The organism is Bordetella sp. (assembly GCF_057362025.1).
This window is the reverse complement of the sequence record NZ_JBMQQZ010000015.1, coordinates 53,059-77,046: the sequence shown is the minus strand read 5'-3', so window position 1 is coordinate 77,046 and position 23,988 is coordinate 53,059. Positions and strand designations below refer to the sequence as shown.

Annotated in this window: 22 protein-coding genes; 8 read left to right on the top strand and 14 right to left on the bottom strand. The window is 66.3% G+C overall.

What is annotated here, in order from left to right; genetic code table 11:
* Positions 1 to 7: 7 nt before the first annotated feature.
* Positions 8 to 2,755, bottom strand: a complete 2,748-nt coding sequence (locus tag ACO1P8_RS04935; protein WP_486294910.1) for a M16 family metallopeptidase — start codon at positions 2,753 to 2,755, stop codon at positions 8 to 10.
* A 203-nt stretch (positions 2,756 to 2,958) separates the two neighbouring features.
* On the opposite strand from ACO1P8_RS04935, the gene ACO1P8_RS04930 reads away from it, so the two are divergent.
* Positions 2,959 to 3,384 (top strand): hypothetical protein, encoded by a 426-nt coding sequence (locus ACO1P8_RS04930; protein WP_486294794.1) that lies wholly within the window; start codon positions 2,959 to 2,961, stop codon positions 3,382 to 3,384.
* 21 nt (positions 3,385 to 3,405) lie between these two features.
* Complete coding sequence (locus ACO1P8_RS04925) at positions 3,406 to 3,927, top strand: GNAT family N-acetyltransferase (protein WP_486294793.1); 522 nt, start codon at positions 3,406 to 3,408, stop codon at positions 3,925 to 3,927.
* Between the two features lie 65 nt (positions 3,928 to 3,992).
* On the opposite strand, the gene ACO1P8_RS04920 is transcribed toward ACO1P8_RS04925, so the two are convergent.
* Both ACO1P8_RS04920 and ACO1P8_RS04915 read right to left on the bottom strand, forming a co-directional pair.
* The gene (locus tag ACO1P8_RS04920) at positions 3,993 to 5,165 is read right to left on the bottom strand and encodes a vWA domain-containing protein (RefSeq protein ID WP_486294792.1); all 1,173 of its coding nucleotides are present in this window, start codon (positions 5,163 to 5,165) and stop codon (positions 3,993 to 3,995) included.
* 29 nt (positions 5,166 to 5,194) lie between these two features.
* On the bottom strand, positions 5,195 to 6,067 hold the full coding sequence (locus ACO1P8_RS04915; protein WP_486294791.1) for an AAA family ATPase: 873 nt from the start codon (positions 6,065 to 6,067) through the stop codon (positions 5,195 to 5,197).
* Positions 6,068 to 6,247: 180 nt separating this feature from the next.
* Here ACO1P8_RS04915 and ACO1P8_RS04910 point away from each other — a divergent pair, with 180 nt between their 5' ends.
* Together ACO1P8_RS04910 and ACO1P8_RS04905 are read left to right on the top strand one after the other, a co-directional pair.
* Complete coding sequence (locus ACO1P8_RS04910) at positions 6,248 to 6,601, top strand: c-type cytochrome (protein WP_094843376.1); 354 nt, start codon at positions 6,248 to 6,250, stop codon at positions 6,599 to 6,601.
* Between the two features lie 11 nt (positions 6,602 to 6,612).
* Positions 6,613 to 6,975 carry a c-type cytochrome gene (locus ACO1P8_RS04905; RefSeq protein ID WP_176464069.1) on the top strand — a complete coding sequence of 121 codons (363 nt, stop codon included), beginning with the start codon at positions 6,613 to 6,615 and terminating at the stop codon, positions 6,973 to 6,975.
* An 84-nt stretch (positions 6,976 to 7,059) separates the two neighbouring features.
* Here the strand turns inward: ACO1P8_RS04905 and ACO1P8_RS04900 are convergent, their stop codons facing one another.
* Complete coding sequence (locus ACO1P8_RS04900) at positions 7,060 to 7,485, bottom strand: DUF1841 family protein (protein WP_486294790.1); 426 nt, start codon at positions 7,483 to 7,485, stop codon at positions 7,060 to 7,062.
* A 141-nt stretch (positions 7,486 to 7,626) separates the two neighbouring features.
* Here ACO1P8_RS04900 and icd point away from each other — a divergent pair, with 141 nt between their 5' ends.
* A complete protein-coding gene (icd, locus tag ACO1P8_RS04895) occupies positions 7,627 to 8,886 on the top strand; it encodes an NADP-dependent isocitrate dehydrogenase (RefSeq protein WP_486294789.1) in 1,260 nt (419 codons plus the stop codon).
* Here icd and ACO1P8_RS04890 read toward each other — a convergent pair.
* A complete protein-coding gene (locus tag ACO1P8_RS04890) occupies positions 8,801 to 9,388 on the bottom strand; it encodes a helix-turn-helix domain-containing protein (protein ID WP_486294788.1) in 588 nt (195 codons plus the stop codon). The two genes, icd and ACO1P8_RS04890, sit on opposite strands and share 86 nt — an antisense overlap.
* A gap of 197 nt (positions 9,389 to 9,585) precedes the next feature.
* On the opposite strand from ACO1P8_RS04890, the gene ACO1P8_RS04885 reads away from it, so the two are divergent.
* Positions 9,586 to 10,095 carry a helix-turn-helix domain-containing protein gene (locus tag ACO1P8_RS04885; RefSeq protein WP_486294787.1) on the top strand — a complete coding sequence of 170 codons (510 nt, stop codon included), beginning with the start codon at positions 9,586 to 9,588 and terminating at the stop codon, positions 10,093 to 10,095.
* 85 nt (positions 10,096 to 10,180) lie between these two features.
* Here the strand turns inward: ACO1P8_RS04885 and kdpE are convergent, their stop codons facing one another.
* The 6 genes from kdpE to kdpF all read right to left on the bottom strand — a co-directional run bounded on the left by kdpE (position 10,181) and on the right by kdpF (position 18,581).
* Positions 10,181 to 10,873, bottom strand: coding sequence for a two-component system response regulator KdpE (kdpE, locus tag ACO1P8_RS04880; RefSeq protein WP_094843368.1), 693 nt, complete (start codon positions 10,871 to 10,873; stop codon positions 10,181 to 10,183).
* Between the two features lie 10 nt (positions 10,874 to 10,883).
* Complete coding sequence (locus ACO1P8_RS04875; protein WP_486294786.1) at positions 10,884 to 13,805, bottom strand: DUF4118 domain-containing protein; 2,922 nt, start codon at positions 13,803 to 13,805, stop codon at positions 10,884 to 10,886.
* A 67-nt stretch (positions 13,806 to 13,872) separates the two neighbouring features.
* The gene (gene kdpC, locus ACO1P8_RS04870; RefSeq protein ID WP_486294785.1) at positions 13,873 to 14,481 is read right to left on the bottom strand and encodes a potassium-transporting ATPase subunit KdpC; all 609 of its coding nucleotides are present in this window, start codon (positions 14,479 to 14,481) and stop codon (positions 13,873 to 13,875) included.
* A gap of 30 nt (positions 14,482 to 14,511) precedes the next feature.
* Complete coding sequence (gene kdpB, locus ACO1P8_RS04865) at positions 14,512 to 16,677, bottom strand: potassium-transporting ATPase subunit KdpB (RefSeq protein WP_486294784.1); 2,166 nt, start codon at positions 16,675 to 16,677, stop codon at positions 14,512 to 14,514.
* A gap of 18 nt (positions 16,678 to 16,695) precedes the next feature.
* Positions 16,696 to 18,492, bottom strand: a complete 1,797-nt coding sequence (kdpA, locus tag ACO1P8_RS04860) for a potassium-transporting ATPase subunit KdpA (RefSeq protein WP_486294783.1) — start codon at positions 18,490 to 18,492, stop codon at positions 16,696 to 16,698.
* Positions 18,492 to 18,581 (bottom strand): K(+)-transporting ATPase subunit F, encoded by a 90-nt coding sequence (gene kdpF, locus ACO1P8_RS04855; protein WP_066353881.1) that lies wholly within the window; start codon positions 18,579 to 18,581, stop codon positions 18,492 to 18,494. Before kdpF ends, kdpA begins: the two co-directional genes overlap by 1 nt.
* A gap of 521 nt (positions 18,582 to 19,102) precedes the next feature.
* Here kdpF and ACO1P8_RS04850 point away from each other — a divergent pair.
* Positions 19,103 to 19,381 (top strand): DUF4212 domain-containing protein, encoded by a 279-nt coding sequence (locus tag ACO1P8_RS04850; RefSeq protein ID WP_486294782.1) that lies wholly within the window; start codon positions 19,103 to 19,105, stop codon positions 19,379 to 19,381.
* A 27-nt stretch (positions 19,382 to 19,408) separates the two neighbouring features.
* A complete protein-coding gene (locus ACO1P8_RS04845; protein ID WP_486294781.1) occupies positions 19,409 to 21,568 on the top strand; it encodes a sodium:solute symporter family protein in 2,160 nt (719 codons plus the stop codon).
* A 30-nt stretch (positions 21,569 to 21,598) separates the two neighbouring features.
* Here the strand turns inward: ACO1P8_RS04845 and ACO1P8_RS04840 are convergent, their stop codons facing one another.
* From ACO1P8_RS04840 to trxB, 3 genes are all read right to left on the bottom strand, one after another.
* Complete coding sequence (locus ACO1P8_RS04840) at positions 21,599 to 22,111, bottom strand: OmpA family protein (RefSeq protein ID WP_486294780.1); 513 nt, start codon at positions 22,109 to 22,111, stop codon at positions 21,599 to 21,601.
* A 214-nt stretch (positions 22,112 to 22,325) separates the two neighbouring features.
* Entirely contained in the window at positions 22,326 to 23,033 is a 708-nt protein-coding gene (locus tag ACO1P8_RS04835; RefSeq protein ID WP_486294779.1) for a Smr/MutS family protein, read from the bottom strand.
* Positions 23,020 to 23,979: a thioredoxin-disulfide reductase gene (gene trxB / locus ACO1P8_RS04830; protein WP_486294778.1), complete on the bottom strand. Its 960-nt coding sequence runs from the start codon at positions 23,977 to 23,979 to the stop codon at positions 23,020 to 23,022. Before trxB ends, ACO1P8_RS04835 begins: the two co-directional genes overlap by 14 nt.
* Positions 23,980 to 23,988: the final 9 nt, after the last annotated feature.

Here is a 23,988-nt window from a genome sequence, read left to right as displayed (position 1 = left end):
CAGCCGCTTACTTCTTCGCCTTGCTGAAATCCCCGGCCACCGCCGTGCTGAAGTCTTCCGGCTTCAGGTACTTGCGCAGGACGTCGTTGACCGCCGCCGGGGTCAGGGCTGCAATCTGCTTGTCCATGTCGGCCGACCAGGCGAAGGTGCGGCCACGGCGGATGTAGTCGATCCAGGTGCTGGCCAGCACGTCGTCCTGGGCACGCGCCAGGCGCCGGTAGTTCAGCAGCGAGGCGATGCCGTCGTGGATTTCCGCTTCGGTGAAACCGTCCTTGCGGGCGCGTGCCAGTTCTTCCGAGATGGCCTGTTCCAGGCGCTGGCGGTTTTCCGGTGCGTAGATCGCGTAGACCGTCCAGCTGGCGCGCGGTTCGAAGGACGATACCGACAGGCTGCTGCGTACGTTGTACGACAAACCGTCTTTTTCCCGGACGCGGTTCCACAGCCGCGAGGTTTCCGAGGTGCCCAGCAGGTAGTTCGCCATGTACAGGGCGGCGAAATCCGCCGACGTGTCCTGCAAGGGCAGGGGCAGGCGGCTGGCGTAGAAGGCGTTCGCCTTGTCGGGCGTGGGGATGTCGAAGGTCTGCGCCGGGATCGCGCGGTAGGGGTCGGGGACCCGGGTATACGGCGCGCCGCGCTTCCAGCCCGCCAGGCCTTTCTTCAGCGTGGCCTCGGTGGCCTCGGCATCGAAGTCGCCGACCGCGGAGAACGCGATGGTGCCGGCGCCGTAGAAGCGGTTGTGGAAGCGGGCCAGCACGTCATGCGACAGGGCGCGGACGCTGGCCAGCGATTCCTCGAAGGTCGGCACGTAGCGGATATCTTCCTTGGGCCACGGGTTGTCCTCGCGCGCCAGCGCGCGCAGCGCCAGGGCGGAGGGTTCGTTCATGGCATTCTGGATGGCGGTGACGGCCTGGGCCTTGTATTCGTCCACCTGTGCCTGCGGGAAATTGGCGTTGCGCAGGATGTCCAGCACGGCGGCGACGACGGCGGGCAGATTGTCTCGCGTGGTCGAAATCGACACCGACAGGTTGGTGCCGGATCCGCTGAAGTTGACGTCCGCTTTCAACTTGTCGAAGCGGTCCTGGATGGCCTGGCGCGACAGCTTGGAGGTGCCGCGATCCAGCATGTCGGCCACGGCATCGGACACGGCGCGCTGGCCTTTCAGGGTGTCGACATTGCCGAATTGCAGCAGCAGCCTGGCTCGCACGCGGTGCCCGCGCGTGGGCTTGGGCAGCAGCGCGACATCGACCTTGCCATTGGGCAGGGACAGGGTGCGCCGGATCGTCTGCTTGTCGATATTGGCCGGTGCGGGATCGAAGGCGGCGGCCTGGGCGTAGCCGGGATCCCCCTTGTAGTTCTTCAGCGTGTCGCTCAGGTCTACCCGCGTGTTGGCCGGCGCGCGCAAGGGCTTGGCGGTCGGGATGTAGCGGCCCGCGGTGCGATTGCTGGGTACGAGATACTCCGTGGCCACGCGCTGCACGTCCGCCAGCTTGGCGTCGCGGATTCGGTCGCGCTGCAGGAAGAACAGGCGCCAGTCGCCGCTGGCGATGGCTTCGGACAGGGCGACCCCGATTTTCTGCGGATCGCTATAGGTCTGCTCCCAGTCGCGCAGCCATTTGCTGCGCGCGCGATCCAGTTCTTCCTGGGTGAAGGGCGTACGTGCCACGGATTCCAGGGCGCCGGTCAGCGCCTTCAGCGAGGCGTCCTGGTTCATGCCCGGCTCCAGCTGGGCGCCGAACAGCACCACGCCGGGGTCGCGCTGTTCCATGGTGAACCCGAAGACGTCCGACGCCAGCTTGCGGCGCACCAGGTCGCGGTACAGCCGTCCGGAAGGCGTATCCGAAAGCATGGTCGTCGCCAGGTCCAGCGGCGCGAAATCCGGGCTGCCGGCGGCGGGGATGTGGTACATGGCGGCGACCAGCGGCGTACCGCCGGCGCGGCGCAGTGTGACTTCGCGTTCGCCGTCCTGCACCGGCTCGACCGTGTATTCGCGGGGCAGCGTGCGGGTCGGCTTGGGCAGCTTGCCCAGTGTCTTGCTGATCGTATCCAGGGTGTCCTGGGGATTGAACTTGCCGGCGACGATCAGGACGGCGTTGTCCGGCTGGTAGTACTCGTGGTAGAACGCCTGCAACTGCGCGATGTCGACGTTTTCGACATCCGAACGCGCGCCTATGGTGTCCTTGCCGTAGTTGTGCCACTGGTAGGCCGTCGCTTCCATTTTCTGCATGAGGATACGGAAAGGGCTGTTTTCGCCGCTTTCCATCTCGTTGCGCACGACAGTCATTTCCGAGTCCAGGTCTTCGCGCGAGATCAGCGAATTGACCATGGCGTCGGCCTGCCAGCCGAGGTACCAGTCCAGGGTTTCGGGGTTGGCGGCGAAGCTGGCGAAGTAGTTGGTGCGGTCGCCCGATGTGGACCCATTGGCGGCCAGCCCGCGGCGCGAGAATTCGCCCATCGCGTTGCGGGTGGTGGGTGTACCCTTGAACATCATGTGCTCGAGCAGGTGCGCCATGCCGGTCTGGCCGTAGTTCTCGTTGCGCGATCCCACCAAATACGTCATGTTGACGGTGGTGGTCGGCTTGGAGTCGTCCGGCGCCAGCAGCACGCGCAGCCCGTTGCTCAGGCGGAATTCCGTGATGCCCTCCACCGAGGCGACTTCCGTCGTGCCCTCCGGCAGCGTTGCAGCGCCGGCCTGAAAAGCCAGGAAGGACGAGAAAATCAATGTCTTCAGATGGCGCGACAATGCGGGGGTGGATATGGGCATGGACCGGTTTCCCTGCAGATGAATGAATTTGTTGGAGTGTATACGGCGCGATAGGTTCCGGCCCGCCCGGGCGGGTTCCGTGGCGAATTTCACGGCGGCCGCGCGCGGGCCGGTTGGGGGCCGGCATATCGCCAAGGTATATTCCTACCCGCGCGCGGGTAGGCATCACGCAACGCACAACGAGGACTGAATTCGAGATGAAGCTTTTCCAGAAAATCCTTTTCCTGCTGGCCGCCTGGAGCCTGTGCGCCGCCGCCGCCGCGCGTTCGCCCGTGGTCGTCGATACCTTTCCCCCGGCCAAGGGCGCGAGAACGCCGCAATACACGGTGGACGCGGACGCGCGCCGGCTGGACGGCAAGCAACTGGGCATGGCGCTGGCCGCCGTGGCGAAGGACAAGAAGCGCGGGCCCGCCACGCCGGTCGCCGTGCTGGTGGACCCGGCGCTCAGCCTGAACGACATCGATGCCCTGGCGCGCGCGGTACGCCTGTCGGGCATGAAGAACGCGCGCTATTTCGTCTACCAGCACGATCGCGCCATGGTCGTGGAATTCGTCCCCGGCAATCCGGACAACGCGTTCCCGCGCTCGCGGCTGGATTCGGAAGTGATGGCCGCGCCCAAATAATCCGGTGCCGATGACTACCCCATGATCCTGGTCGATTGCCGCCACGAGCGCCATGCCGGCGCCATCCTGGAAATCTTCAACGACGCCATCCTGACGTCCACGGCCCTGTACGAATACCAACCGCGTACCGCGGCAACGATGCAGGCTTGGTTCGAAACCAAGCGCAAGGGCGGTTTTCCGGTGATCGGCATGGAAAACGACGAGGGCGCGCTGATGGGCTTTGCCAGCTATGGCACCTTTCGCGCCTTCCCGGCCTTCAAGTACACCGTCGAACATTCCGTCTACGTGAACCGGGACTATCGCGGCCGCGGCCTGGGCGAGGCCTTGATGCGCGCCCTGGTCGAACGGGCCCGCTCGCAGCAGTTGCACGTGATGGTCGGGGCGGTCGATTCGTCCAATCAGGCCAGTTGCGCGCTGCACGAAAAACTGGGCTTCGCGCATGCCGGTACCGTGCGGCAGGCGGGATTCAAGTTCGGCCACTGGCTGGATGTGGCGTTCTACCAGCTATTGCTGGACACGCCGAACCATCCTGTGGACGGCTAGCCGAACCATTCGGTGGACGGCGGGCGCCGCCCGCGGAACGGTGTCGGATATGCCGCGCAGGCCGCTTATTTGGACAGCAGATGCATGGCCTGCTCCAGGCCCGCCACGGTGACCGGATACATGCGGTCGTGCATGATTTCCCGCAGGATCGCAATGGATTGGCGATAGGGCCAGGAGGCGGTCGGCTCGGGATTCAGCCAGGCGGCCTTGGGCCAGGCGTCCAGCAGGCGCTGCATCCATACCGCGCCCGCTTCCTTGTTCATGTGCTCCACGGAGCCCCCGGGCTGCAGGATTTCGTAGGGACTCATGGTGGCATCGCCGACGATGATCAGGCGCCAGTCGGCGTTGTACTTGCGCAGGATGTCCCAGGTATCGAAGCCGTCGCTCTGGCGGCGCCGGTTGCTTTGCCATAACCGCTCGTAGGGGCAGTTGTGGAAGTAATAAACGTCCAGGTGCCGGAATTCGCTGCGTGCCGCGGAGAACAATTCTTCGACGCGGGCGATATGGTCGTCCATGCTGCCGCCGACGTCCAGCAGCATCAGTACCTTCACGGTATTGCGCCGCTCCGGCACGAGGCGCAGGTCCAGATGGCCGGCGTTGCGCGCTGTGCTGGCGATGGTGTCGTCCAGGTCCAGCTCCAGGTCCGAGCCCTGCCTGGCAAAGCGGCGCAGCCGCCGCAACGCCACCTTGAAATTGCGGGTGCCGAGCTCCAGCGTGTCGTCGTAGTCGCGGAATTGGCGCATGTCCCAGACCTTGACGGCGCTGCGGTTGCCGGCGGAATCGCCGCCCACGCGTATGCCTTCGGGGTGGTAGCCGCCATTGCCGAACGGCGAGGTGCCGCCGGTGCCTATCCACTTGCTGCCGCCGGCATGGCGTTCGGTCTGTTCCTGCAGCCGTTCCTTGAACAGCTGCATCAGCTTGTCCCATCCGTGGGTTTCGATCGCGGCTTTTTCCTCCGGCGTCAGGGTGCGCTCGAACTGCTTGATAAGCCAGTCCAGGGGAATCTGCTTGTCCGGGGGCAGGGTGGCCGCGACGCCGCGGTAATAGGCGGCGAAAGCCTGGTCGTAGCGATCGAACAGGGTTTCGTCCTTGACCAGCGCCATGCGCGACAAGTGGTAGAACTCGTCCAGCGTGGGCGGCATCAGGGGCTGGCGCAGCGCTTCCAGCAGGGTCAGGTATTCCTGCACCGAAACGGGAAGCCGGTGCGCGCGCAGGTGATAGAAGAAGTCGATCAGCATGGCGGTACCCGAGGCCCGGCGATGTCGCGCTACCGGCGCTGGCCCGAGCGGGTCATCGCCGCCAGGCGTTCCAGCAGGTGTATGTCCTGCTCGTTCTTCAGCAGCGCGCCCGCCATCAAGGGCACCGCTGTGGCGGCGTGGGCCTCGATCTGTCCGGCCGGGATGTCGCCGGCCAGCAGCAGGTGCAGCCAGTCCAGCAGTTCCGACGTCGACGGCTTTTTCTTCAAGCCCGGCGCGTCGCGCAACGCGAAGAAGGTGTCCAGTGCGGCGCGCAGGACGTCTGCCCGCAACTGCGGGAAATGCACGCCGACGATGTCGCGCATGGTGTCGCGGTCCGGGAAGCGGATGTAATGGAAGAAGCAGCGGCGCAGGAAGGCGTCCGGCAGGTCTTTTTCGTTATTCGACGTGATGATGACCAGGGGGCGGTGACGGGCCGCGATCGTCTGGCGGGTTTCGTACACATGGAATTCCATGCGGTCGAGTTCGCGCAGCAGATCGTTGGGGAATTCGATGTCGGCCTTGTCGATCTCGTCGATCAGCAGCACGACGGGCTCCGGCGCCTCGAACGCCTGCCACAGCACGCCTTGCACGATGTAGTTGCGGATGTCGCGGACTTTTTCGTCGCCCAGCTGCGAGACGCGCAGGCGCGATACCGCATCGTATTCGTACAGGCCCTGGTGTGCCTTGGTGGTGGATTTGATATGCCACTGCAGCAGCGGCCGGCCCAGCGCCCTGGCCACTTCTTCCGCGAGCATGGTCTTGCCCGTGCCGGGTTCCCCCTTGATCAACAGCGGCCGTTGCAGTGTCAGGGCGGCGTTCACCGCCAGTTTCAGGTCTTCGGTCGCGACGTAGCGGTCCGTGCCTTCGAAGCGCGGCGTGGCCGGGGAGGAAGCTGCGGGCATGAAGATAAGGCCTCGTGTTGTCCGGTAGGGGGCAATGGCGGGCCGACCCCGCCGTTGGCAATGGAGTAATTATCGTACAATCGACCGGTTTGCGGCCCGGGGGAGGCCGGTCCGCGGGCAGTTCAGCAAGGCAGTTCCAGAAGTTCCAGCAACCAAAGTCGCCATATCAAGAGCCAATTCATGAAGTTGCGAACCCCTGTATTGCGTACGGCTTGCCTGCTTGCCGTCTGGATTTCCTGTGCGGGCGCCGGCGTGGCGCACGCCGCGGATGCCGCCAAGGGCGGCAACGCCCAGGCCGGTCGGGACAAAGTCTCGATGTGCATCGGCTGTCACGGCATCGCCGACTACAAGACCGCATTTCCCGAGGTCTATCGCGTCCCGATGATCGCCGGGCAGAATGCCAAATACATAGAAAACGCGCTCAACGCATACAAGAAGGGCGAGCGCAGCCATCCCACCATGGATGCCGTCGCGGGCAGCCTGTCCGATCAGGACATCGCCGATATCGCCGCGTATTACGCCAATCTCAAATGACGGGGGCATCCATGAAACGCACGATCCTCACCCTCGCCGGGGTGCTTCTTGGCCTGTCCGCATCGGCATCGCACGGCGAAGACCTGGCCGCCGGCAAGGCGGTGTTCGAAAAATTCAACTGCGCGTCCTGCCATGGCGCGGACGCCAAGTCGCCGACGGATCCTCAGTATCCGATCCTGGCCGGCCAGCACGAAGACTACCTCGCGCATGCGCTGAAGGCCTATCGGCGCGGGCAGTCCGGCGCGCCGGCCACGGCGAATATCCGCAAGAATCCCATCATGGGCGCGTTCGCCGTGCAGCTCAGCGATGCCGATATCGGCAACGTGGCGGCATGGTTGTCCAGCCTGCCCAGCGATCTGGGGACCCGCAAGTAAAGCTGCGCGCCGGCGGTGGGCGAGAGGCATGCCCACCGGCATCCGCGGCGCGCTCCGTTTCGCCGATGGCTCGCGCTACGCGTTTCAGCGCTCGGCGCGCTGCCGGATCAGGTCGATATACGTGTCGGTGTCCATCGGGGTACCCAGCCGCTGCGCTTCCCAGACGACCTGGCCCAGGCATTCCATGATTTCATGGACCGCCTGGTGCGCGTCGCCCCGCGCGGCCAGCCGCTGGTAGGCGGCCCGGATACCGGGGGGGTGGTCGATGGACAATTGTTCGGCGATCGCCAGGTGCATGGAAAGGTGCAGGAACGGATTCGTGCGGCCTTTTTCGACGGGGTACTCGGCGGTCATCGCGTCCGGGCTTTCGAGATCGCCGTGGTATTCGGGATGCTGCGCCATCCAGTCCACCGCCATGGATTCCAGCGGGGTCTGGACCTCCGCCGCCTTGTGCTTGCGCCAGGCTTCGATGAAGAATTCGCGGACTTGGTCGCGTGACGGATTGAACATGGCGGTACCGGAACAGCAGCGGGAAACGGGGCGAGCGCCCCACGATGGCCCATTTTACCTACTCCCGGGATAGTCATTGCCGTGCGCGCGCCCGCCTGGATATAGAATGGCGGGCACATGCCAGCAGGCTTCGGAGCGTCCATGTCGTACCAGCATATCCAGCCTCCCGAGGGGGGCCAGAAAATCACCGTCAATGCGGATTTCACGCTGAAGGTGCCGGATCAGCCCATCGTCCCTTACATACAGGGCGATGGCGTGGGTGTGGACATTACGCCGGTGATGATGGCGGTGGTGGACGCGGCGGTCGCGAAGGCCTACGGCGAACGCCGCCGTATCCACTGGATGGAGGTCTACGCGGGCGAGAAGGCGACGCAGCTGTACGGGCCGGACGCATGGCTGCCGGAGGAAACCCTGCAGGCGGTGCGCGATTATGTCGTCTCCATCAAGGGGCCGCTGGCGGCGGCCCGTACCGACGGCAGCGTGAGGTCCCTCAATGTCGCGTTGCGGCAGGAGCTGGACCTGTACGTCTGCCTGCGGCCCGTACGCTATTTCCGCGGTGTGCCCGCGCCCTTGCGCGAGCCCGAGAAGACGGACATGGTCATCTTCCGCGAGAACTCCGAAGACATCTACGCGGGCATCGAGTTTCCCGCGGGTTCGCCGCAGGCGCGCGAACTGGTGGACTTCCTGCAGAACCACGTGCATTGCCGCCACCTGCGCTTCCCGGACAGCTCCGCCATCGGCATCAAACCGGTTTCGCGCGAGGGAACGCGCCGCCTGGTGCGCAAGGCCGCGCAATACGCGATCGATCATGACCGGGCGACGCTGACGCTGGTGCACAAGGGCAACATCATGACGTATACCGAAGGCGGTTTCCGCGATTGGGGATACGAGCTGTTGCGTGACGAGTTCGCGGCCGAACAGATCGATGGCGGTCCCTGGTGCCGCTTCAAGAACCCCAGGACGGGCCGCGAGATCGTCGCCAAGGACATCATGGCCGATGCCTTCCTCCAGCAGTCCATGCTGCGCCCGGGGGAATTCGACGTCATCGCCACGCTGAACCTGAACGGCGACTACATTTCGGCCGCCGTGGCCGCGCAGGTGGGCGGCATCGGGATCACGCCGGGCGCCAATATGTCGGATTCCGTCGCCATGTTCGAAGCCACGCACGGGACGGCGCCCAAGTATGCGGGCAAGGACTATGTCAACCCCGGTTCGGAAATCCTGGCTGCCGCCATGATGCTGCGTCACCTGGGCTGGGTGGAGGCCGCGGAGCTGATCATCGCCAGCATGGAAAAGGCCATTCTGGCCAAGAAGGTTACTTACGACTTCGCTCGTCTGATGCAGGGGGCCGAGCAGGTCTCCTGTTCCGGTTTTGGCCGGGTGATGATCGGGAATATGTAGCCGGGTCGGACGGGGCGTCCGCCCCGCGGTGGGCTGGGGCATCCGCCTCGGTGCCTGGCGGGCGGCCATCCGTGCCGCCGTCCTGTCCATTCGAGTCGCCGGCCGCCCCCGCGCCGTCCGATCCCGCGCCCGGAACCGGGCCATGCGCGGCGCGGTCCTGGGCCTGGCCTTGCTCGCCATCGGCCGCATCCGCTTCTTTCTTATCCCTGCGTGCCAGGTCGCGCAGGTACGACAACGCCTTTTCCTTGAGTTCGGGCGACAAGTCGTTATAGGCGAGCAGCAGCTCGGCCATGTCGTCGTCCCGGGTGTAGAACCAGGGGGGCGGCATGTGCAGCGCCTGTGCCAGGCGTTCGATCAGGAAGAATCCGGGGGTGTGCTTGCCGCGCTCGTACTGGTTCATTCGCGAACTGGCAGACATCTCATCCAGCCCCGCAAGCGTTCCCAGCCTTTCTTGGGAAAGGCCCGCGCGGAGTCGCGCCTCTTTGAGCCTGCTTGTAAGCATGGGTCGGAGTCCTGTCTGATGCGGCGATGGTCTTCGATTTTTACTGCCAGCTCCCTAAGAGTTTCATAGTGCCACGACCGCCAGATATTTGTAATAATGTATCCGGGTGATACACAACGTCTCTATACTCAGACATTTTGTGCCGTACGAGGACCCCGCAATGGGGGTGCTACCCAAGTCCAGGCTGAAAAACGATCGTGAACGCGATTTCCCTTCCCAAGCGCGAGCTGCAAGCCACGCTGATCCAGCTCGAAGCCGACCTGCGCAGGCTGACGGCCACCGTGCAGGATCTGTCGGCTTGCCTCTCGCACGCCCGCGACCCGGACCAAAACCCGCGCGATGTGCCCTCCGTGCATAACGGCGCAGCCCGTCCCGTCGCCGATCATGCGGCGCCGTCCTGGCGACTGCGGGAAGGCGGCTGGACCTTGCTTTCGCCGCAAGGGCAACGGCTGGGGCTGACGACGTTGGAGCGGCTCTTCATGCTGGCCTTGTTCAATGCCCCGAACCACAGCCTGGCGCGCAACGAGTTGGGCGAGCTCGCCGCCGCGCGCGGGGAGCCGGGCGATAGGTCCGCGACCTCGCCGCGCGGCGTCGATGTCATGGTGAGCCGCCTGCGCCGCAAGGCGCAAGCCGTGGGCATGCCGCTGCCGCTGCGTTCCGTGCGCCGCTGGGGTTATATGTTCACGGAAGAAGCAGCGTTGGAATAGCATTCCGGGTCTTTACGGCTTCGCCGGAATCGCCACATGCCGCCCCCGCGCCGTGGGGCATCGGCCAACCGGCCGTCGCGCGGCATCAACCCGCGAAGCGGTAGCCCACGCCGACTTCGGTCAGCAGAAAGACCGGTTGCGCCGGATCCGCTTCCAGCTTCTGCCGCAGGTGGCCCATATAGATGCGCAGGTAGTGATTGCTTTCCACATGCGAGGGGCCCCATACCTCGCGCAACAGTTCGCGGTGGGTCATGACTTTGCCGCGATGGGCGATCAGCGCGGCGAGCAGGCGGTATTCCATGCCGGTCAGATGGACGTGCTGGCCGCCGCGCTGGACGATGCGCCGCGAGAAGTCCACGTGGACATCGCCGAAGGCGATCTCCGCCTGGTTTCCCGCGCCGCCGCGCGCATGCCGGCGCAGCAGGACGCGCAGGCGCGCCAGCAGCTCGCCCACGCCGAAGGGCTTGACGAGGTAATCGTCCGCGCCCGCATCCAGCGCGCCGATCTTGTCGGTTTCGGCGGTGCGGGCGGACAGCACCAGCACCGGCACTTCGGTCCAGGTGCGCAGCTCGCGCATCAGCGTCATGCCGTCGCCGTCGGGCAGTCCCAGGTCCAGGATGACCAGGTCCGGTTGCCGCGTGCCGGCTTCGATCAGCCCGCGTTGCACGGTCTCGGCTTCGAAGACCGTGCATCCCTCGTCCTGCAGTGCAGTGCGCACGAAGCGGCGGATGTTGGAATCGTCTTCGATCAGCAGGATGGTGGGATGAAAGTCGAACATGCAAGTCCTGTTATCCGGTATGGACGTCCGGTGCCCGGATGCCGGCGGCGTGGCCGGTGCTTGCGTGGAGGGGGCCGGCGCTGCCGGCGTCTTCCGGGGCGCCGGCAGCGGCGCGCGCCGCGACAGGCGCGTCGGCGCGATCGGGCGGGCTTTCCTCGGCGACCGCGGGCGCCTGGGCCAGCGGCAGCAGTATGACGAAGCGCGCGCCGCCATAAGGGGGATCGCCGGCTTCCACCCAGATGCGGCCCTGATGCGCCTGCATGATGGCGTGGCAGACGGCAAGGCCCAGCCCGGCTCCAGGGGTGGCGGATTCGCGTTCGCCGCGCACGAATTTCTCGAAGATGGCCGCTTCCTGGCCGGCGGGAACGCCCGGGCCGTCATCGGCGATGCGGACGCGGATTTCGTTTTCCCGCGCGATTGCGTCGATATGCACGTGGCTGCCGGCGGGCGTGTACTTGCTGGCGTTTTCGAGCAGATTGCACAATACGCGCTGTATCAGTACGCCGTCGCATTTGACCAGGGGAAGGTCCGACAGCGGCGCCACCGTGACCTTGTGCTGGCGCAGCGGTTCGCGCGTTTCGGCGATGGCGGCGCCGACCAGCTCTTCCACGGACTGCCACTCCTTGCGCAGCGCCACCTCGCGGTTCTGCAGCCGCGCCATGTCCAGCAGATTGACCACCATCGCGTGCATGCGGCGCGCCTGCTCCCGCATGGCCAATGCGATCTCGCGCTGCGCGGGTGCCAGCGCGGCGGGGTCTCGCATCAGCGTATCGGTCATGCCGACCAGGCTGGTCAGCGGGGTGCGCAGATCGTGCGAGATGGCCGATAGCAGCGAGCTGCGCAATTTTTCCGAGGCCATGTTGACCAGTGCCTGTTGCGCGACTTCCACGTAGTGCACCCGTTCGATGGCGATGGCGATAAGGGTGGCGTAGGCATCCAGATGGGGGCGGTCCTCCGACGTCGTGAATGCCGCCCCGCCGGGGGGGGCGAGCACCAGCACGCCCCGGGTGCGCATGGGGGCCTTCAGCGGCAGGTAGAGCAGGGCGCTGCTGGACAAGGTGTTGGTGCCGCAGCCGGCCGGCTGCCCGTGGTCGGATACCCATTGCGCCAGGGCCATTTCGACTTGCAGCGGCGTTTCGCCGCTGGCCAGGCCCAGCCGGTCGTCGCCGCCGGGAAGGAGCAGCGCGCACGGAGTGCCGAAAGCGGCGTTGACGTAGGAGGAGGCCGCAGAAACGATCTGTTCGGCCAGCAGCGCCGAAGAGAGCTCGCGCGCGAATTCGTACAAGCCGCGCGCCACGCTCTCCCGCCGTGCCGAAGACAGCGCCAGCAGGCGCAGTCCCGCCGTCAGCTGGCCGATCAGCAGGCCCACGGACAGCAGCACGAAGAAGGTCACCAGGTACTGGACGTCGGACACCGCGAATGAGCGCGTGGGCTGCACGAAGAAGAAATCGAACGCGGCCACGCTGATGACCGAGGCCAGCGCGGCCGGGCCGCGGCCGTGGCGCAGTGCCACCGCCATGACGGCCAACAGGTAGAACATGGCGATATTGGTCTGGTGCAGGGCGGGAAAGGCCGCCAGCGATATCGCCGTGGCGATGGCACAGTACGCCAGGGACCAGGCGTAGCCGCGCAGGCGCGCGCCGGGTGCCGCGGCTGCCGGCGCGAGCTGCGGTCCCCCCGGCTGCGGCGCGCCCAGGCGCATCGCCGTGGCCCGCGGCGCGGCAGGCTGCGAGGGCGCGGCCAGGCGGATGATGTCCAGCTCAGGGCAGCCGGCGGCCAGCAGGTCGGCGAAGCTGCGGCGCCGCCACAGGCCCGCCGGCGACAGCAGGACGGCGAGCCATTCGCCCCAGCGCGCGCCCAGGCCGCGGCCCCGCGCGGCGCGCGTGCGGCCGATGACGGCTTTGGTGATGTTGTGCCGGCGAACGTAGGCAACCAGCGCCTGGACCATATCGGCGCCGCCCAGCGTTTCCACGCGCGCGTCCAGGTCGCGCGCCACAGCCAGCGCGCCCTGCAGGGCCAGCCGCTGCGCCGCCGATGGGGCGATCAGGCCGGGTGCCTCCACGGTGACGACATGGAGTTCGCCATCCAGTTGCTGCGCCAGGCGATGCGCGGCGCGTACCACGTATTCCGCTTCGGCATCGGGCGCCAGGCAGGCCACGACGGCTTCGCGCGTGCGCCACACGGTCCCGACGGCGCGGTCGCGCCGGTACGCCTGGACGTCGTCGTCCACTCGCTCGGCCATGCGCCGCAGCGCCAGTTCGCGCAGCGCGATCAGGTTGCCCTTGCGGAAGAAGTTGCGGGCCGCGTGGCGCGCCTGTTCGGGCATGTAGACTTTGCCGTCGCGCAGGCGTCGCAGCAGTTCGTCGGGGGGCAGGTCCACCAGTACCACTTCGTCGGCCGCGTCGAACAGGCGGTCCGGCACGGTCTCCCAGACGGGAATGCCGGTGATGGTCCCCACGGCCTGGTTCAGGCTTTCCAGGTGTTGCGCGTTAAGGGTGCTCCAGACATCGATGCCGGCAGCCAGCAGTTCCTCGACGTCCTGCCAGCGCTTGGCATGGCGCGCGCCCGGCGCATTGGAATGCGCGAGCTCGTCGACCAGCACCAGCGCCGGCCGCCGCGCGAGCGCCTCATCCAGGTCGAATTCGCGCAGCACGTGGCCGCGATAGGCGTAGTCCACGCGCGGCAGTTGTGGAATACCGTCCAGCAAGGCGGCGGTTTCGCGCCGGCCATGGGTTTCCACGATGCCGGCCAGCACGTCGTGACCCAGCGCATGGCGGGCCGCCGCGGCCGCCAGCATGGCGTAGGTCTTGCCCACGCCGGCCGACGCGCCGAAGTACAGGCGCAGCCGGCCGCGTGCGGCGCGCTGCGCCGCCCCGTCGATGTCCCGCAGCAATGCGTCGGGATCGGGGCGTTCCGGATTCGGGCTGGACATGATGTCGTCGTGGTGGGACAGCGCCACTATACGCCGGTGGTGATCCCTGTCCCGTATGGGCTGCCGCCTAGCGGCTGGCCTTGACCCCGTCCAGGTCCAGGTTCAGCGCCAGGACATTGACCACCGGTTCGCCCAGCAGTCCGAAGAAGGGCCGCCGCGTATGCGCCTCGACCCGCTTGGCGACTTCCAGCGTACTCAGGTTCCGCGCCCTGGCGACGCGCTCGATCTGGTAGTCCGCGGCGGCGATACCGATGTCCGGATCCAGCCCGCTGCCCGAGGCGCTGACCAGGTCCACCGGGATCGGTTTGGTGTTGCCCGGATCGGCCGCGCGCAGGGCCTCGATGCGCGCTTTGGCGGCCTCGGCCAGCGCCGGATTGTGCGGACCGAGGTTGGAACCGCCGGATGCCGATGCGTTGTACGGCATGGGGGCGGTGGCGGACAGGCGTCCCCAGAAGTATTTGGGCGAGGAGAACGGCTGGCCGATGAGGGACGAGCCCAGCACGTGCCCGTCCTGCTCGATCAGCGAGCCGTTGGCTTCGCGCGGGAACAGCAACTGCGACACGCCGGTGGTGGCGTAGGGATAGGCCAGTCCCGTGACGATGGCGAGAATCGCGAAAACCACCAGCGCGGGCCGCAGCAGGCCGGCTTGGGGAACGGGTTTTTCTTGCATGTTCATGATCGGTTTCCTTGTGTACGCCGTGCGGGTTCAAATCCAGCCCAGCGCGGCCAGGACCATGTCGACCAGCTTGATGCCGACGAAAGGCACCAGCAGGCCGCCCAGGCCGTAGATGAACAGGTTGCGCCGCAGGAGAACGGCGGCACCCAGGGCGCGGTACTTGACGCCCTTCAGGGCCAGCGGGATCAGCACCACGATGATCAGCGCGTTGAAGATGACTGCGGAGAGGATCGCGGAGGCCGGCGTGGACAGGTGCATGACGTTCAGCACGCCAAGCTGCGGATAGACCGTGGCGAAGGCCGCCGGGATGATGGCGAAGTACTTGGCCACATCGTTGGCTACGCTGAATGTGGTCAGGGCGCCCCGCGTCATCAGCATCTGCTTGCCGATTTCCACGATTTCGATCAGCTTGGTGGGATTGGAGTCCAGGTCCACCATGTTGCCCGCCTCCTTGGCCGCCTGCGTCCCGGAATTCATGGCCACGGCGACGTCGGCCTGGGCCAGCGCGGGCGCGTCGTTGGTGCCGTCGCCCGTCATCGCGACCAGCCGGCCCTCGCCCTGATAGGCGCGGATCAGTTTCAGTTTCGCTTCGGGGGTGGCTTCGGCCAGGTAGTCGTCGACGCCGGCTTCCGCCGCGATGGAGGCCGCCGTCAGCTTGTTGTCGCCGGTGATCATGACGGTCTTGATGCCCATGCGGCGCAATTCGGCGAAGCGTTCCTTGATGGCCGGCTTGACGATGTCCTTCAGTTCGACCACACCCATCACGCGGTCGCCGTCGGCGACGGCCAGCGGCGTGCTGCCGCGCCGCGCGACATCGTCGGCGGCGCGGATCACGGCGGGGTCCATGGCCACGCCCCGGTCGGCCAGCCACTGGCGGATGGCGTCGACCGCGCCTTTGCGGATCTGCCGCGCACCCTGGTTGACGCCGCTCATGCGGGTATGCGCGCTGAAGGGCACGAACTCCAGGCCGGCCGTGGGGTGCGCCGGCGCATGCAGGGCCCGGTCCGCCAGCAGCACGATGCTGCGTCCTTCCGGCGTTTCATCCGCCAGCGACGCCAGCTGCGCGGCATCGGCCAGTTCCCGCGGCGCGACACCGGGGGCGGGCAGCAGCGCGGCGGCCTGGCGATTGCCGAAGGTGATGGTGCCGGTCTTGTCCAGCAGCAGTACATCGACGTCGCCGGCCGCTTCCACCGCGCGGCCCGACATGGCCAGTACATTGGCCTGCATCATGCGGCTCATGCCGGCCACGCCGATGGCCGACAGCAGCCCGCCGATGGTGGTGGGAATCAGGCAGACCAGCAGGGCCACCAGCGCTGTTACGGTCACTACCTGGCCCGCCTTGGCAACCTCGACCGAGAACAGCGAGAACGGCAGCAGGGTCACGATGACCAGCAGAAACACCACCGTCAGGCCGACCAGAAGGATGGTCAGCGCCAGCTCGTTGGGCGTCTTCTGGCGTTTGGCGCCTTCCACCATGGAGATCATGCGGTCGAGGAAGCTTTCGCCCGGGTTGGCCGCGATGCGTACGAACAGCCAGTCCGACAGCACGCGCGTGCCGCCCGTGACCGAGGAGAAGTCACCCCCGGATTCGCGGATCACCGGCGCGGATTCCCCGGTGATGGCGCTTTCGTCGACCGACGCTACGCCGGCGATGATGAGACCGTCGCCGGGAATGATTTCCCCGGCTTCCACCAGCACTACATCGCCCTTGCGCAGATCGCCGGAGTTGCGCGATATGCCGCGGTCGCGATAGTCGCCGGGCACGGCGCCGGCCGCATCCGCGTCGCGGAAATCGCGCAGGACGCGCGCCGTGATCGTCGTGCGCAGGCCGCGCAGCGCGGCGGCCTGCTGCTTGCCCCGGCCTTCGGCCAGCGCCTCGGCGAAGTTGGCGAACAGGACGGTGAACCACAGCCACACCGCCACACCGAAAATAAATCCCGCGGGCGCTTCGGCCTGTCCGCGCAGCGCCATGATCCACAGGAAGGTGGCCAGGATGCTGCCGATGTAGACGACGAACATGACGGGGTTCTTCACTTGGGCGGACGGCGCGAGTTTGCGCAGGCTGTCCATCAGCGCCGGGCCTGCCAGGGCAGGGGAAAAGAACTGGAAATTGCGCTGCGGCGCAACCGCCGCTTCGTGCGACGGGGAAGGCGGCGCGACGGCCGCCAGGGCGTCGCCATTGGAATGCTTGGCCATGTTGAGTTTCCAGCCTGATCAGGGTTGCAGATGTTCCGCCACGGGACCCAGAGCCAGCGCGGGAACGTAGGTCAGCGCGCCGACCAGCAGGACGGAACCGATAAGAAGGATGACGAACAGCCCGCCGGTGGTCGGCATGGTGCCGGGGCCCGCCGGTATGCGATGCTTTTTCGCCAGCGAACCGGCCATCGCCAGGATGGGAACGATCACCGCGAAGCGGCCGAACCACATCGCGATGCCGAGCATGCCGTTGTAGTACGGCGTGTTGGCGGACAGGCCGGCGAAGGCGCTGCCGTTGTTGTTCGCCGCCGATGTGAACGCGTACAGGATTTCCGAAAAGCCATGCGTGCCGGGGTTGAACACGCCCGCCTTGCCGGCCGCCATCGAGACCGCGAGCGCAGTGCCGGCCAGCACCAGCAACGGCGCGGCCAGGATGACGATGGAGGTCATCTTCATCTCATAGGCCTCGATCTTCTTGCCCAGGTATTCCGGGGTCCTGCCTATCATCAGGCCGGCAATGAAGACCCCCAGGATGGCAAAGGCCAGCATGCTGTACAGCCCGGCGCCGACGCCGCCGAAGACCACTTCGCTCAACTGCATCAGCAGCATGGGCGAGAACCCGCCCATCGCCGTGAAGGAGTCGTGCATGCCGTTGACCGCGCCGCACGATGCCGACGTGGTGGCCGTGGCGAACAGGGCGGTGGGACCGATGCCGAAGCGCGCTTCCTTGCCTTCCATATTGCCGCCCGCCGACGACGCGGTCGTGCTGCTGTCCACGCCGGCCTGCGCCAGCATGGGGTTGGGCTGGAACTCGAAATGGCCGGTGGTCAGCGCAAAGGCGATGAACAGCACCACCATGGACGCCAGGACCGCGATGCCTTGCCGCCGGTCGCCGACCATCCTGCCGAAGGTGAAGCACAATGCGGCCGGAATGACCAGCATCGCCAGCATTTGCAGGAAATTCGATATCGGCGTGGGGTTCTCGTAGGGATGCGCGGAGTTCGCGTTGAAGAAGCCGCCGCCATTGGTGCCCAGCATCTTGATGGCTTCCTGCGAGGCCACGGGACCCATGGCGATGGTCTGAGTGCTGGCGGTGGACGTTTGCGTTTCCGGCTGGCCTTTCGCGTCGAGCACCGGCTGGCCGCCGGCGTCCACAACGGGCGCCGAGTAGGCCACGGGCTCCAGCAGCCGGGCTTCCTGGTAGGGGTTGAGCGTCTGGATGACGCCCTGGCCGACCAATACGATGGCCAGGATGAACGACATCGGCAGCAGCACGTACAGCGTGCCGCGCACCATATCGACCCAGAAGTTGCCTACGGTATGCGCGCTATTGCGCGCGAAACCGCGTATCAACGCAAGCACCACGGCAATACCGGTGGCCGCGGATAAAAAGTTCTGCACCGTCAGCGCCAGCATCTGCGTCAGGTAGCTCATCGTGCCTTCGCCGGCATAGCCCTGCCAGTTCGTGTTGGTCACGAAACTGATGGCGGTGTTAAGCGAGGAATCCGGCGACACGGCGCCCATATTGGCGGGGTTCAGGGGCAGCCGGCCTTGCGCGCGCTGCATGACATAGGCAGCGATAAAGCCCACCACGCTGAACGCCAGCACCGCGACGGCATAGCGCTTCCATCCCATTTCGGCCGCGGGATCGATGCCCGCGGCTTTGTAGATAAGCCGTTCGAACGGCCGACCCCAGGCGGACCATCGCGAGCTTCGGTTTTCCATGACTTCATGGATATAGCGCCCCACCCAGGGCGCCAGTAAGAGCAGCACTGCCAGGTAAAAAGCCAGCAGGCCCAGATAGCGGGCGTTCATCAGAATTTCTCCGGCTTGAACAGGGCGATAAGCAGATAGACGAATAGGAACAGCGCCAGCGCACCGCTGATCAGGTAGAGCCAGCTCATGACTTGTCTCCCTTTTGCAGGGCGTCGCAGAACTCGACCAGCGCCAGTGTCAGGGCGGCGATGACGGCAAACGAGGCGAGGAAAATGGTGTCCATGTTTTCTCCGGGATAGGGGCCCGTATGGGTATGGCCCGCGCGCCTGCGAGCAGGGCGCGAACGGACACCGGCAGGTTAGGAAGGACGCCGTAAAAACGGGGTAAAGGTTCAGCCGCCGCGTGTAAACGAGATATAAAAACGGCCAGATGCACCATTGTGGTGCCGTCCGCCGATAGGCTTATGCGCCGTCCTAGGGCATACCCCTAGTGTTTCAATCCCGTAGATGGTGCAGAATTCCGTCCCATGCAGGTGAGGAGACAAATGCCCCTAGAGGGCAAGACCGGCGGCACCGGTACATAACCAAAAAGCTGTATCTAGAAGAGCAAACGCACAACGGCTGGCACCAGGCAGTGCCAGCCGTTGTCGCATTCTGGGCCGGCAAACGCGCTCATCCACGCGGGCGGCGGCATCCGTGAAGGCCCTGCCATGGCGCATAAGCCTACTTCGCAAAGTCTCGACGCCGGCCGCGATATCGCCGCGGCGTCCGATCGCGCCCCATTGTGGGGACGCAACGTCAGGCTCATCCTCGTATTGCTGGTGCTTTGGGCCGCGCTGACTGTCCTTCCCGTCTATTTCGCCCGCGACCTGCTGTTTTCTTTCCTGGGCTGGCCTTTCGCGTATTGGATGGCCGCCTACGGCGCGCCCCTGGCCTACCTGCTGATCATCGTCGCCTATGCACGGATCATGAATGGCCCGGAAGACTGAGCCGCGGCGCGGCTGCCGGGGGCATTGATGCCGTTTTCCGGAAAATCCGCCAGCGAACTGAATTTGCGGCTGCGCCGCGTATACGTGCTGTACGCGGCGGGTTTCGGCCTGCTCATCCTGGTGCTCGCGCTGCTGGAAGTCCTGGGCATGCCGCGCAACTGGATCGGCTATATCTTCCTGCTGGTGACGTTCAGCCTGTATGCCGGCATTGGCATCGTCTGCCGCACCTCGGATCCCGCCGAATACTATGTCGCCGGCCGGCGCGTGCCGGCGTTCTACAACGGCATGGCGACGGCCGCGGACTGGATGTCGGTGGCGTCTTTCATCGGCGTCGCGGGCACCCTGTACGCCAGCGGCTACGCGGGTTTGGCCTACGTGATGGGCTGGACGGGCGGCTACGTCCTGGTCGCGCTGTTGCTGGCGCCGTATCTGCGCAAGTTCGGCCAGTACACCCTGCCGGATTTCCTGGGCGCGCGATACGGCGGCAATCTTCCGCGCCTGGCAGGCGTGGCCTGCGCCGTCCTGTGCTCCTTCACCTATCTGGTCGCGCAGATCTACGGCGTCGGAATCATTACGACCCGCATGACGGGGATTTCCTTCGAACTGGGTATTTTCCTGGCGCTGGGCGGGATGCTGGTGTGCTCCTTCCTCGGCGGCATGCGGGCGGTGACCTGGACCCAGGTGGGCCAGTTCATCATCCTGATCATCGCCTACGTGGTGCCGGTGATCTGGCTGTCGATCAAGTTCACCGGCATGGCGATTCCGCAGGTCTCTGCCGGCGTCGCGCTGGAGCAGGTGGCGCGCCAGGAAAGCCGCCTGCTGGACGACGACGCCGAACGCGCGGTACGGCGCGAATGGCAGGCGCGCGCGGATCGGCTGGACGGGTTGCTGCGTACCCTGCCGGGATCCTGGGCCGCCGAGAAAGCCCGCCTGCGCGACCACCTGGCCCAGTTGAACGCCGCGGACGCCCCCATGCTGGAGATCCGCTCCGTGGAGCGCGAGCTCGACGCCTATCCGTCGACGGTGGAAGAGGCGCGCACGCGGTGGTACCGGGACCGGCAGGAATTCCGCGCCCGGGCTCAGCCGCCGGTGCCGGCGGTGGCACCGTATCCCGCGGTTGCCGGCAACGACAGCCCTTACGGCACGGCGGCGCCGGCCGATTCCCCTTCAGCGGCCTCCCCGGCTCCCATCGATGGGGGCCGGGAGGCGCAGGGCGCGGGGTCCCAGCGGGCGAATTTCCTGGCGCTGGTGCTGTGCCTGATGCTGGGTACCGCCGGCCTGCCGCATATTCTGATGCGCTCGTACACCACCCCGTCGGTGGGCGCCGCGCGGCGCTCGGTGTGCTGGACGCTGTTGTTCATCCTGCTGCTTTACCTGTTGGCCCCCACGCTGGCGATACTGGTCAAATACGTCATCTATACGCATCTGGTCGGCGCGCGCTACAGCGCGCTGCCGGACTGGGTCGCGGCATGGAGCGCCATCAGTCCTTCGCTGGTCGACGTCGTCGACGTGAACGGCGACGGGATCGTGCAACTGGGCGAAATCCATATGGGGCCGGACGTGGTGGTGCTGGCCTTGCCGGAGATCGGCGGCCTGCCCTATGTCGTGTCGGGCCTGGTGGCGGCGGGCGGACTGGCGGCGGCCTTGTCCACCGCCGACGGCCTGCTGCTGACGCTGTCCAATGCCTTGTCGCATGACATGCTCTATCGCGTGGTGTCGCCGCGGATGCCGGCGGCGCGGCGCGTCATGGTATCCAAGACGCTACTGCTGGTGGTGGCTTTCGCGGCGGCCTGGGTGGCGGCCCGGCGGCCGGCGGACATCCTGATCATGGTGTCCGCCGCGTTTTCCGTGGCGGCTTCGTCGTTCTTCCCGGCGCTGGTCATGGGCATATTCTGGAAGCGCGCCAACAAATGGGGAGCGACGGCGGGCATGGCGGTGGGCCTGGCGGTGACTTTCGGCTACATGGCGCATAGCCATCCCTGGCTGCGCGAAGTGGTGTTCGGCATACCCCCCACCCAGCCCCTGGCCCTGTGGTGGGGGATACAGCCCGTGGCGGCCGGGATATTCGGCGCGCCCGCCGCGTTCCTGGCGATTATCGTTGTGTCCTGGCTTACGCCGCGCCCGGATCCCGCCACCGAGGCGCTGATCGACTACATACGCGACCCGCGGCCGTCGCCACGGGCGTGATCCGGTCCGCATGCCGAGGGCCTGTCAACGCTAGACGGACAGGCTCCCCGCCGGCATGGCGGGCGGCCCGTAGACCTTGATGACTACGCAGTGCTTGTCCGCCAGCTTGAAGTCGCGGTCCCAGGGTTTGCGCCAGTGTCCTTCGGGCCACATCAGGTCTTTATCGACGCCCTTGACGCTCAGATAGCCCACCACGGCTTTCGCGCGCGCGTCGCCCAGCAGGCTGGCGACGGGATCGTAGCCGTCGATTTTTATATGGTCGACCTTGATGCCCCGGATTTTGGCGGCGAGATCATCCAGTGCGTGGCGCGTGCTGTCGCGCAGGTCGGCAGCCGACGTGGCGACGCCTTCCAGGGTGTAGTCCAGGACCGGTTTTTCCCGCTCACCGGCTTTGTCGGCCAGTTCTTGCGTGCTTGCCGGCTGGTAGCCGGAAAACGCTGCCTGGAGCGTCGCACCCGCTTGCCGGAGGGGCGGAATGGGACTGACCTGCGTCGTGTCGAAGATGCGGCTGGCGGTGCTTGGGCTGGCGGTGCTTGTCATCATGGCAATGATTCCTTGTGGACCGTTTAGGCATGGGCGAGGGCGTATCTGCCTCGCCGGCCGATAGTCTCCAACCACGCGGCATGCGCGCCAGGGATGGCCAAGTAGCGGACCAAATCAACGGGGAAGATCCATGCGCCAATGCAACAGTGCGACGCCGGGACGGGGCTATCGAGAGCGATCCACCCCTGGGGTCCGCATAGGAGGCGGGGCCGCCTTACCGGCGGGTTTCTTCCGCCTGTCGCAGCAGCACCAGTAAGGCGCCGGACCCGCCTTCGCGTTCGGGCGCCTCGGAAAAGGCGATGACGTCGGGTTTCTGCACCAGCCAGGTCCGCGCCTTGTCCTTGAGCACGGGGTTCAGCCCTTCCGACCCATAGCCCTTGCCGTGCACGACCCGCACGCAGCGTATGCCGTGCTCCAGGCATTCGTCGATGAAGGACAGCACCGCGTGGCGCGCCTGTTCGACGCGCAATCCGTGCAAATCCAGTTCCGCGCCCGCCTGCCATTCGCCGCGCCGCAGTTTGCGGGCGGTGTCGGGCGCGGCATCGGCCCGCACGTAGGCGGTGCCGTTCTCGGACAGCAACTGCGCGACGCCTCCGTCGGAGATGCCTGCGTCCGCGCGCCGGGCGGTTTCCCCCAGCGCGGCGGCCCGCCGCTGGGTCGGAATATCGTTGGGGTCCCGCCGCTGGGTGTGGACGACGCGGTCGTCCGCGCGCAGGGGCGTGACAGCCCCCATGGCGCGCTGGAAGGCCCGCAGGTCGTCCTCCGGGTTGGAGGGTGGCGCGGTGCGCGCCGGGCCGGCGGCCGCCTTGCTGGCTTGCGCTTCGCGCGCGGCGGTCTCTGTGGCTTCCTGGTCCCGGCGTCGTGCCTGCGCCTGCTGGTGCAGGCGCTTCAGATCGCCGAAACCTGCCTTACTGCCCCGCATTCTCCAGCCACCGCTGCGCGTCCAGTGCCGCCATGCAGCCGGTGGCCGCGCTGGTGATCGCCTGGCGATACACGTGATCCTGGACGTCCCCGGCGGCGAAAACGCCCGGCACGGAAGTCATCGTCGCCATGCCGGACAACCCGCTCTTGGTGATGATGTAACCGTCCTTCATGTCCAGCTTGTCCTGGAAGATGTCGGTGTTCGGATGATGGCCGATGGCGATGAAGGCGCCGGTGGCGGCCAGATCCGAGGTCTGGCCGGTCTTGGTGTCGCGGATGCGCACGCCGGTCACGCCGCTGTCGTCGCCCAGCACTTCTTCCAGCTCGGAGAACAGCTTCAGCTTCATATTGCCGTTGTGCACCTTCTCCATCATGCGGTCGACCAGGATGGGTTCGGCGCGGAATTTGTCGCGGCGGTGGATCAGGGTGACGGTACGGCAGATATTCGACAGGTAGAGCGCTTCCTCGACGGCGGTATTGCCCCCGCCCACCACCACCACGTCCTGGTTCTTGTAGAAGAACCCGTCGCAGGTGGCGCAGCCGGATACGCCGCGGCCCATGAAGGCCTGCTCGGTGGGCAGCCCCAGATACTTGGCCGACGCGCCCGTGGCGATGATCAGCGCGTCGCAGGTGTAGACGTTGCCCGTGTCGCCGGTCAATGTAAACGGCCGTTGCGTCAAATCCACGTTCGCGATGTGGTCGAACACGATTTCGGTGTTAAAACGTTCGGCGTGCTGCTGGAAACGCTGCATCAGTTCCGGACCTTGCACGCCTTGCGCGTCGGCGGGCCAATTGTCGACTTCGGTCGTCGTCATCAGTTGACCCCCCTGCGCCAGCCCGGTGACCAGCACCGGCTTCAGGTTGGCGCGCGCGGCATAGACCGCGGCGGTGTAGCCGGCCGGACCGGAGCCGAGGATCAGCAGTTGGGCATGTTTGGGAGTAGTCATCGGGCACGC

Coding starts and splice junctions, on each gene's coding strand:
- kdpB (WP_486294784.1), bottom strand. CDS start 16,677: ATGGCCAAGCATTCCAATGGCGACGCCCTGGCGGCCGTCGCGCCGCCT.
- ACO1P8_RS04835 (WP_486294779.1), bottom strand. CDS start 23,033: ATGCGGGGCAGTAAGGCAGGTTTCGGCGATCTGAAGCGCCTGCACCAG.
- trxB (WP_486294778.1), bottom strand. CDS start 23,979: ATGACTACTCCCAAACATGCCCAACTGCTGATCCTCGGCTCCGGTCCG.
- ACO1P8_RS04850 (WP_486294782.1), top strand. CDS start 19,103: ATGGCGCATAAGCCTACTTCGCAAAGTCTCGACGCCGGCCGCGATATC.
- kdpE (WP_094843368.1), bottom strand. CDS start 10,873: ATGTTCGACTTTCATCCCACCATCCTGCTGATCGAAGACGATTCCAAC.
- ACO1P8_RS04875 (WP_486294786.1), bottom strand. CDS start 13,805: ATGTCCAGCCCGAATCCGGAACGCCCCGATCCCGACGCATTGCTGCGG.
- kdpA (WP_486294783.1), bottom strand. CDS start 18,492: ATGAACGCCCGCTATCTGGGCCTGCTGGCTTTTTACCTGGCAGTGCTG.
- ACO1P8_RS04900 (WP_486294790.1), bottom strand. CDS start 7,485: ATGTTCAATCCGTCACGCGACCAAGTCCGCGAATTCTTCATCGAAGCC.
- ACO1P8_RS04920 (WP_486294792.1), bottom strand. CDS start 5,165: ATGCTGATCGACTTCTTCTATCACCTGCGCGCGCACCGGCTTCCCGTT.
- ACO1P8_RS04840 (WP_486294780.1), bottom strand. CDS start 22,111: ATGATGACAAGCACCGCCAGCCCAAGCACCGCCAGCCGCATCTTCGAC.
- ACO1P8_RS04925 (WP_486294793.1), top strand. CDS start 3,406: ATGATCCTGGTCGATTGCCGCCACGAGCGCCATGCCGGCGCCATCCTG.
- ACO1P8_RS04910 (WP_094843376.1), top strand. CDS start 6,248: ATGAAGTTGCGAACCCCTGTATTGCGTACGGCTTGCCTGCTTGCCGTC.
- ACO1P8_RS04890 (WP_486294788.1), bottom strand. CDS start 9,388: ATGCTTACAAGCAGGCTCAAAGAGGCGCGACTCCGCGCGGGCCTTTCC.
- ACO1P8_RS04930 (WP_486294794.1), top strand. CDS start 2,959: ATGAAGCTTTTCCAGAAAATCCTTTTCCTGCTGGCCGCCTGGAGCCTG.
- ACO1P8_RS04905 (WP_176464069.1), top strand. CDS start 6,613: ATGAAACGCACGATCCTCACCCTCGCCGGGGTGCTTCTTGGCCTGTCC.
- kdpF (WP_066353881.1), bottom strand. CDS start 18,581: ATGAGCTGGCTCTACCTGATCAGCGGTGCGCTGGCGCTGTTCCTATTC.
- kdpC (WP_486294785.1), bottom strand. CDS start 14,481: ATGAACATGCAAGAAAAACCCGTTCCCCAAGCCGGCCTGCTGCGGCCC.
- icd (WP_486294789.1), top strand. CDS start 7,627: ATGTCGTACCAGCATATCCAGCCTCCCGAGGGGGGCCAGAAAATCACC.
- ACO1P8_RS04915 (WP_486294791.1), bottom strand. CDS start 6,067: ATGCCCGCAGCTTCCTCCCCGGCCACGCCGCGCTTCGAAGGCACGGAC.
- ACO1P8_RS04845 (WP_486294781.1), top strand. CDS start 19,409: ATGCCGTTTTCCGGAAAATCCGCCAGCGAACTGAATTTGCGGCTGCGC.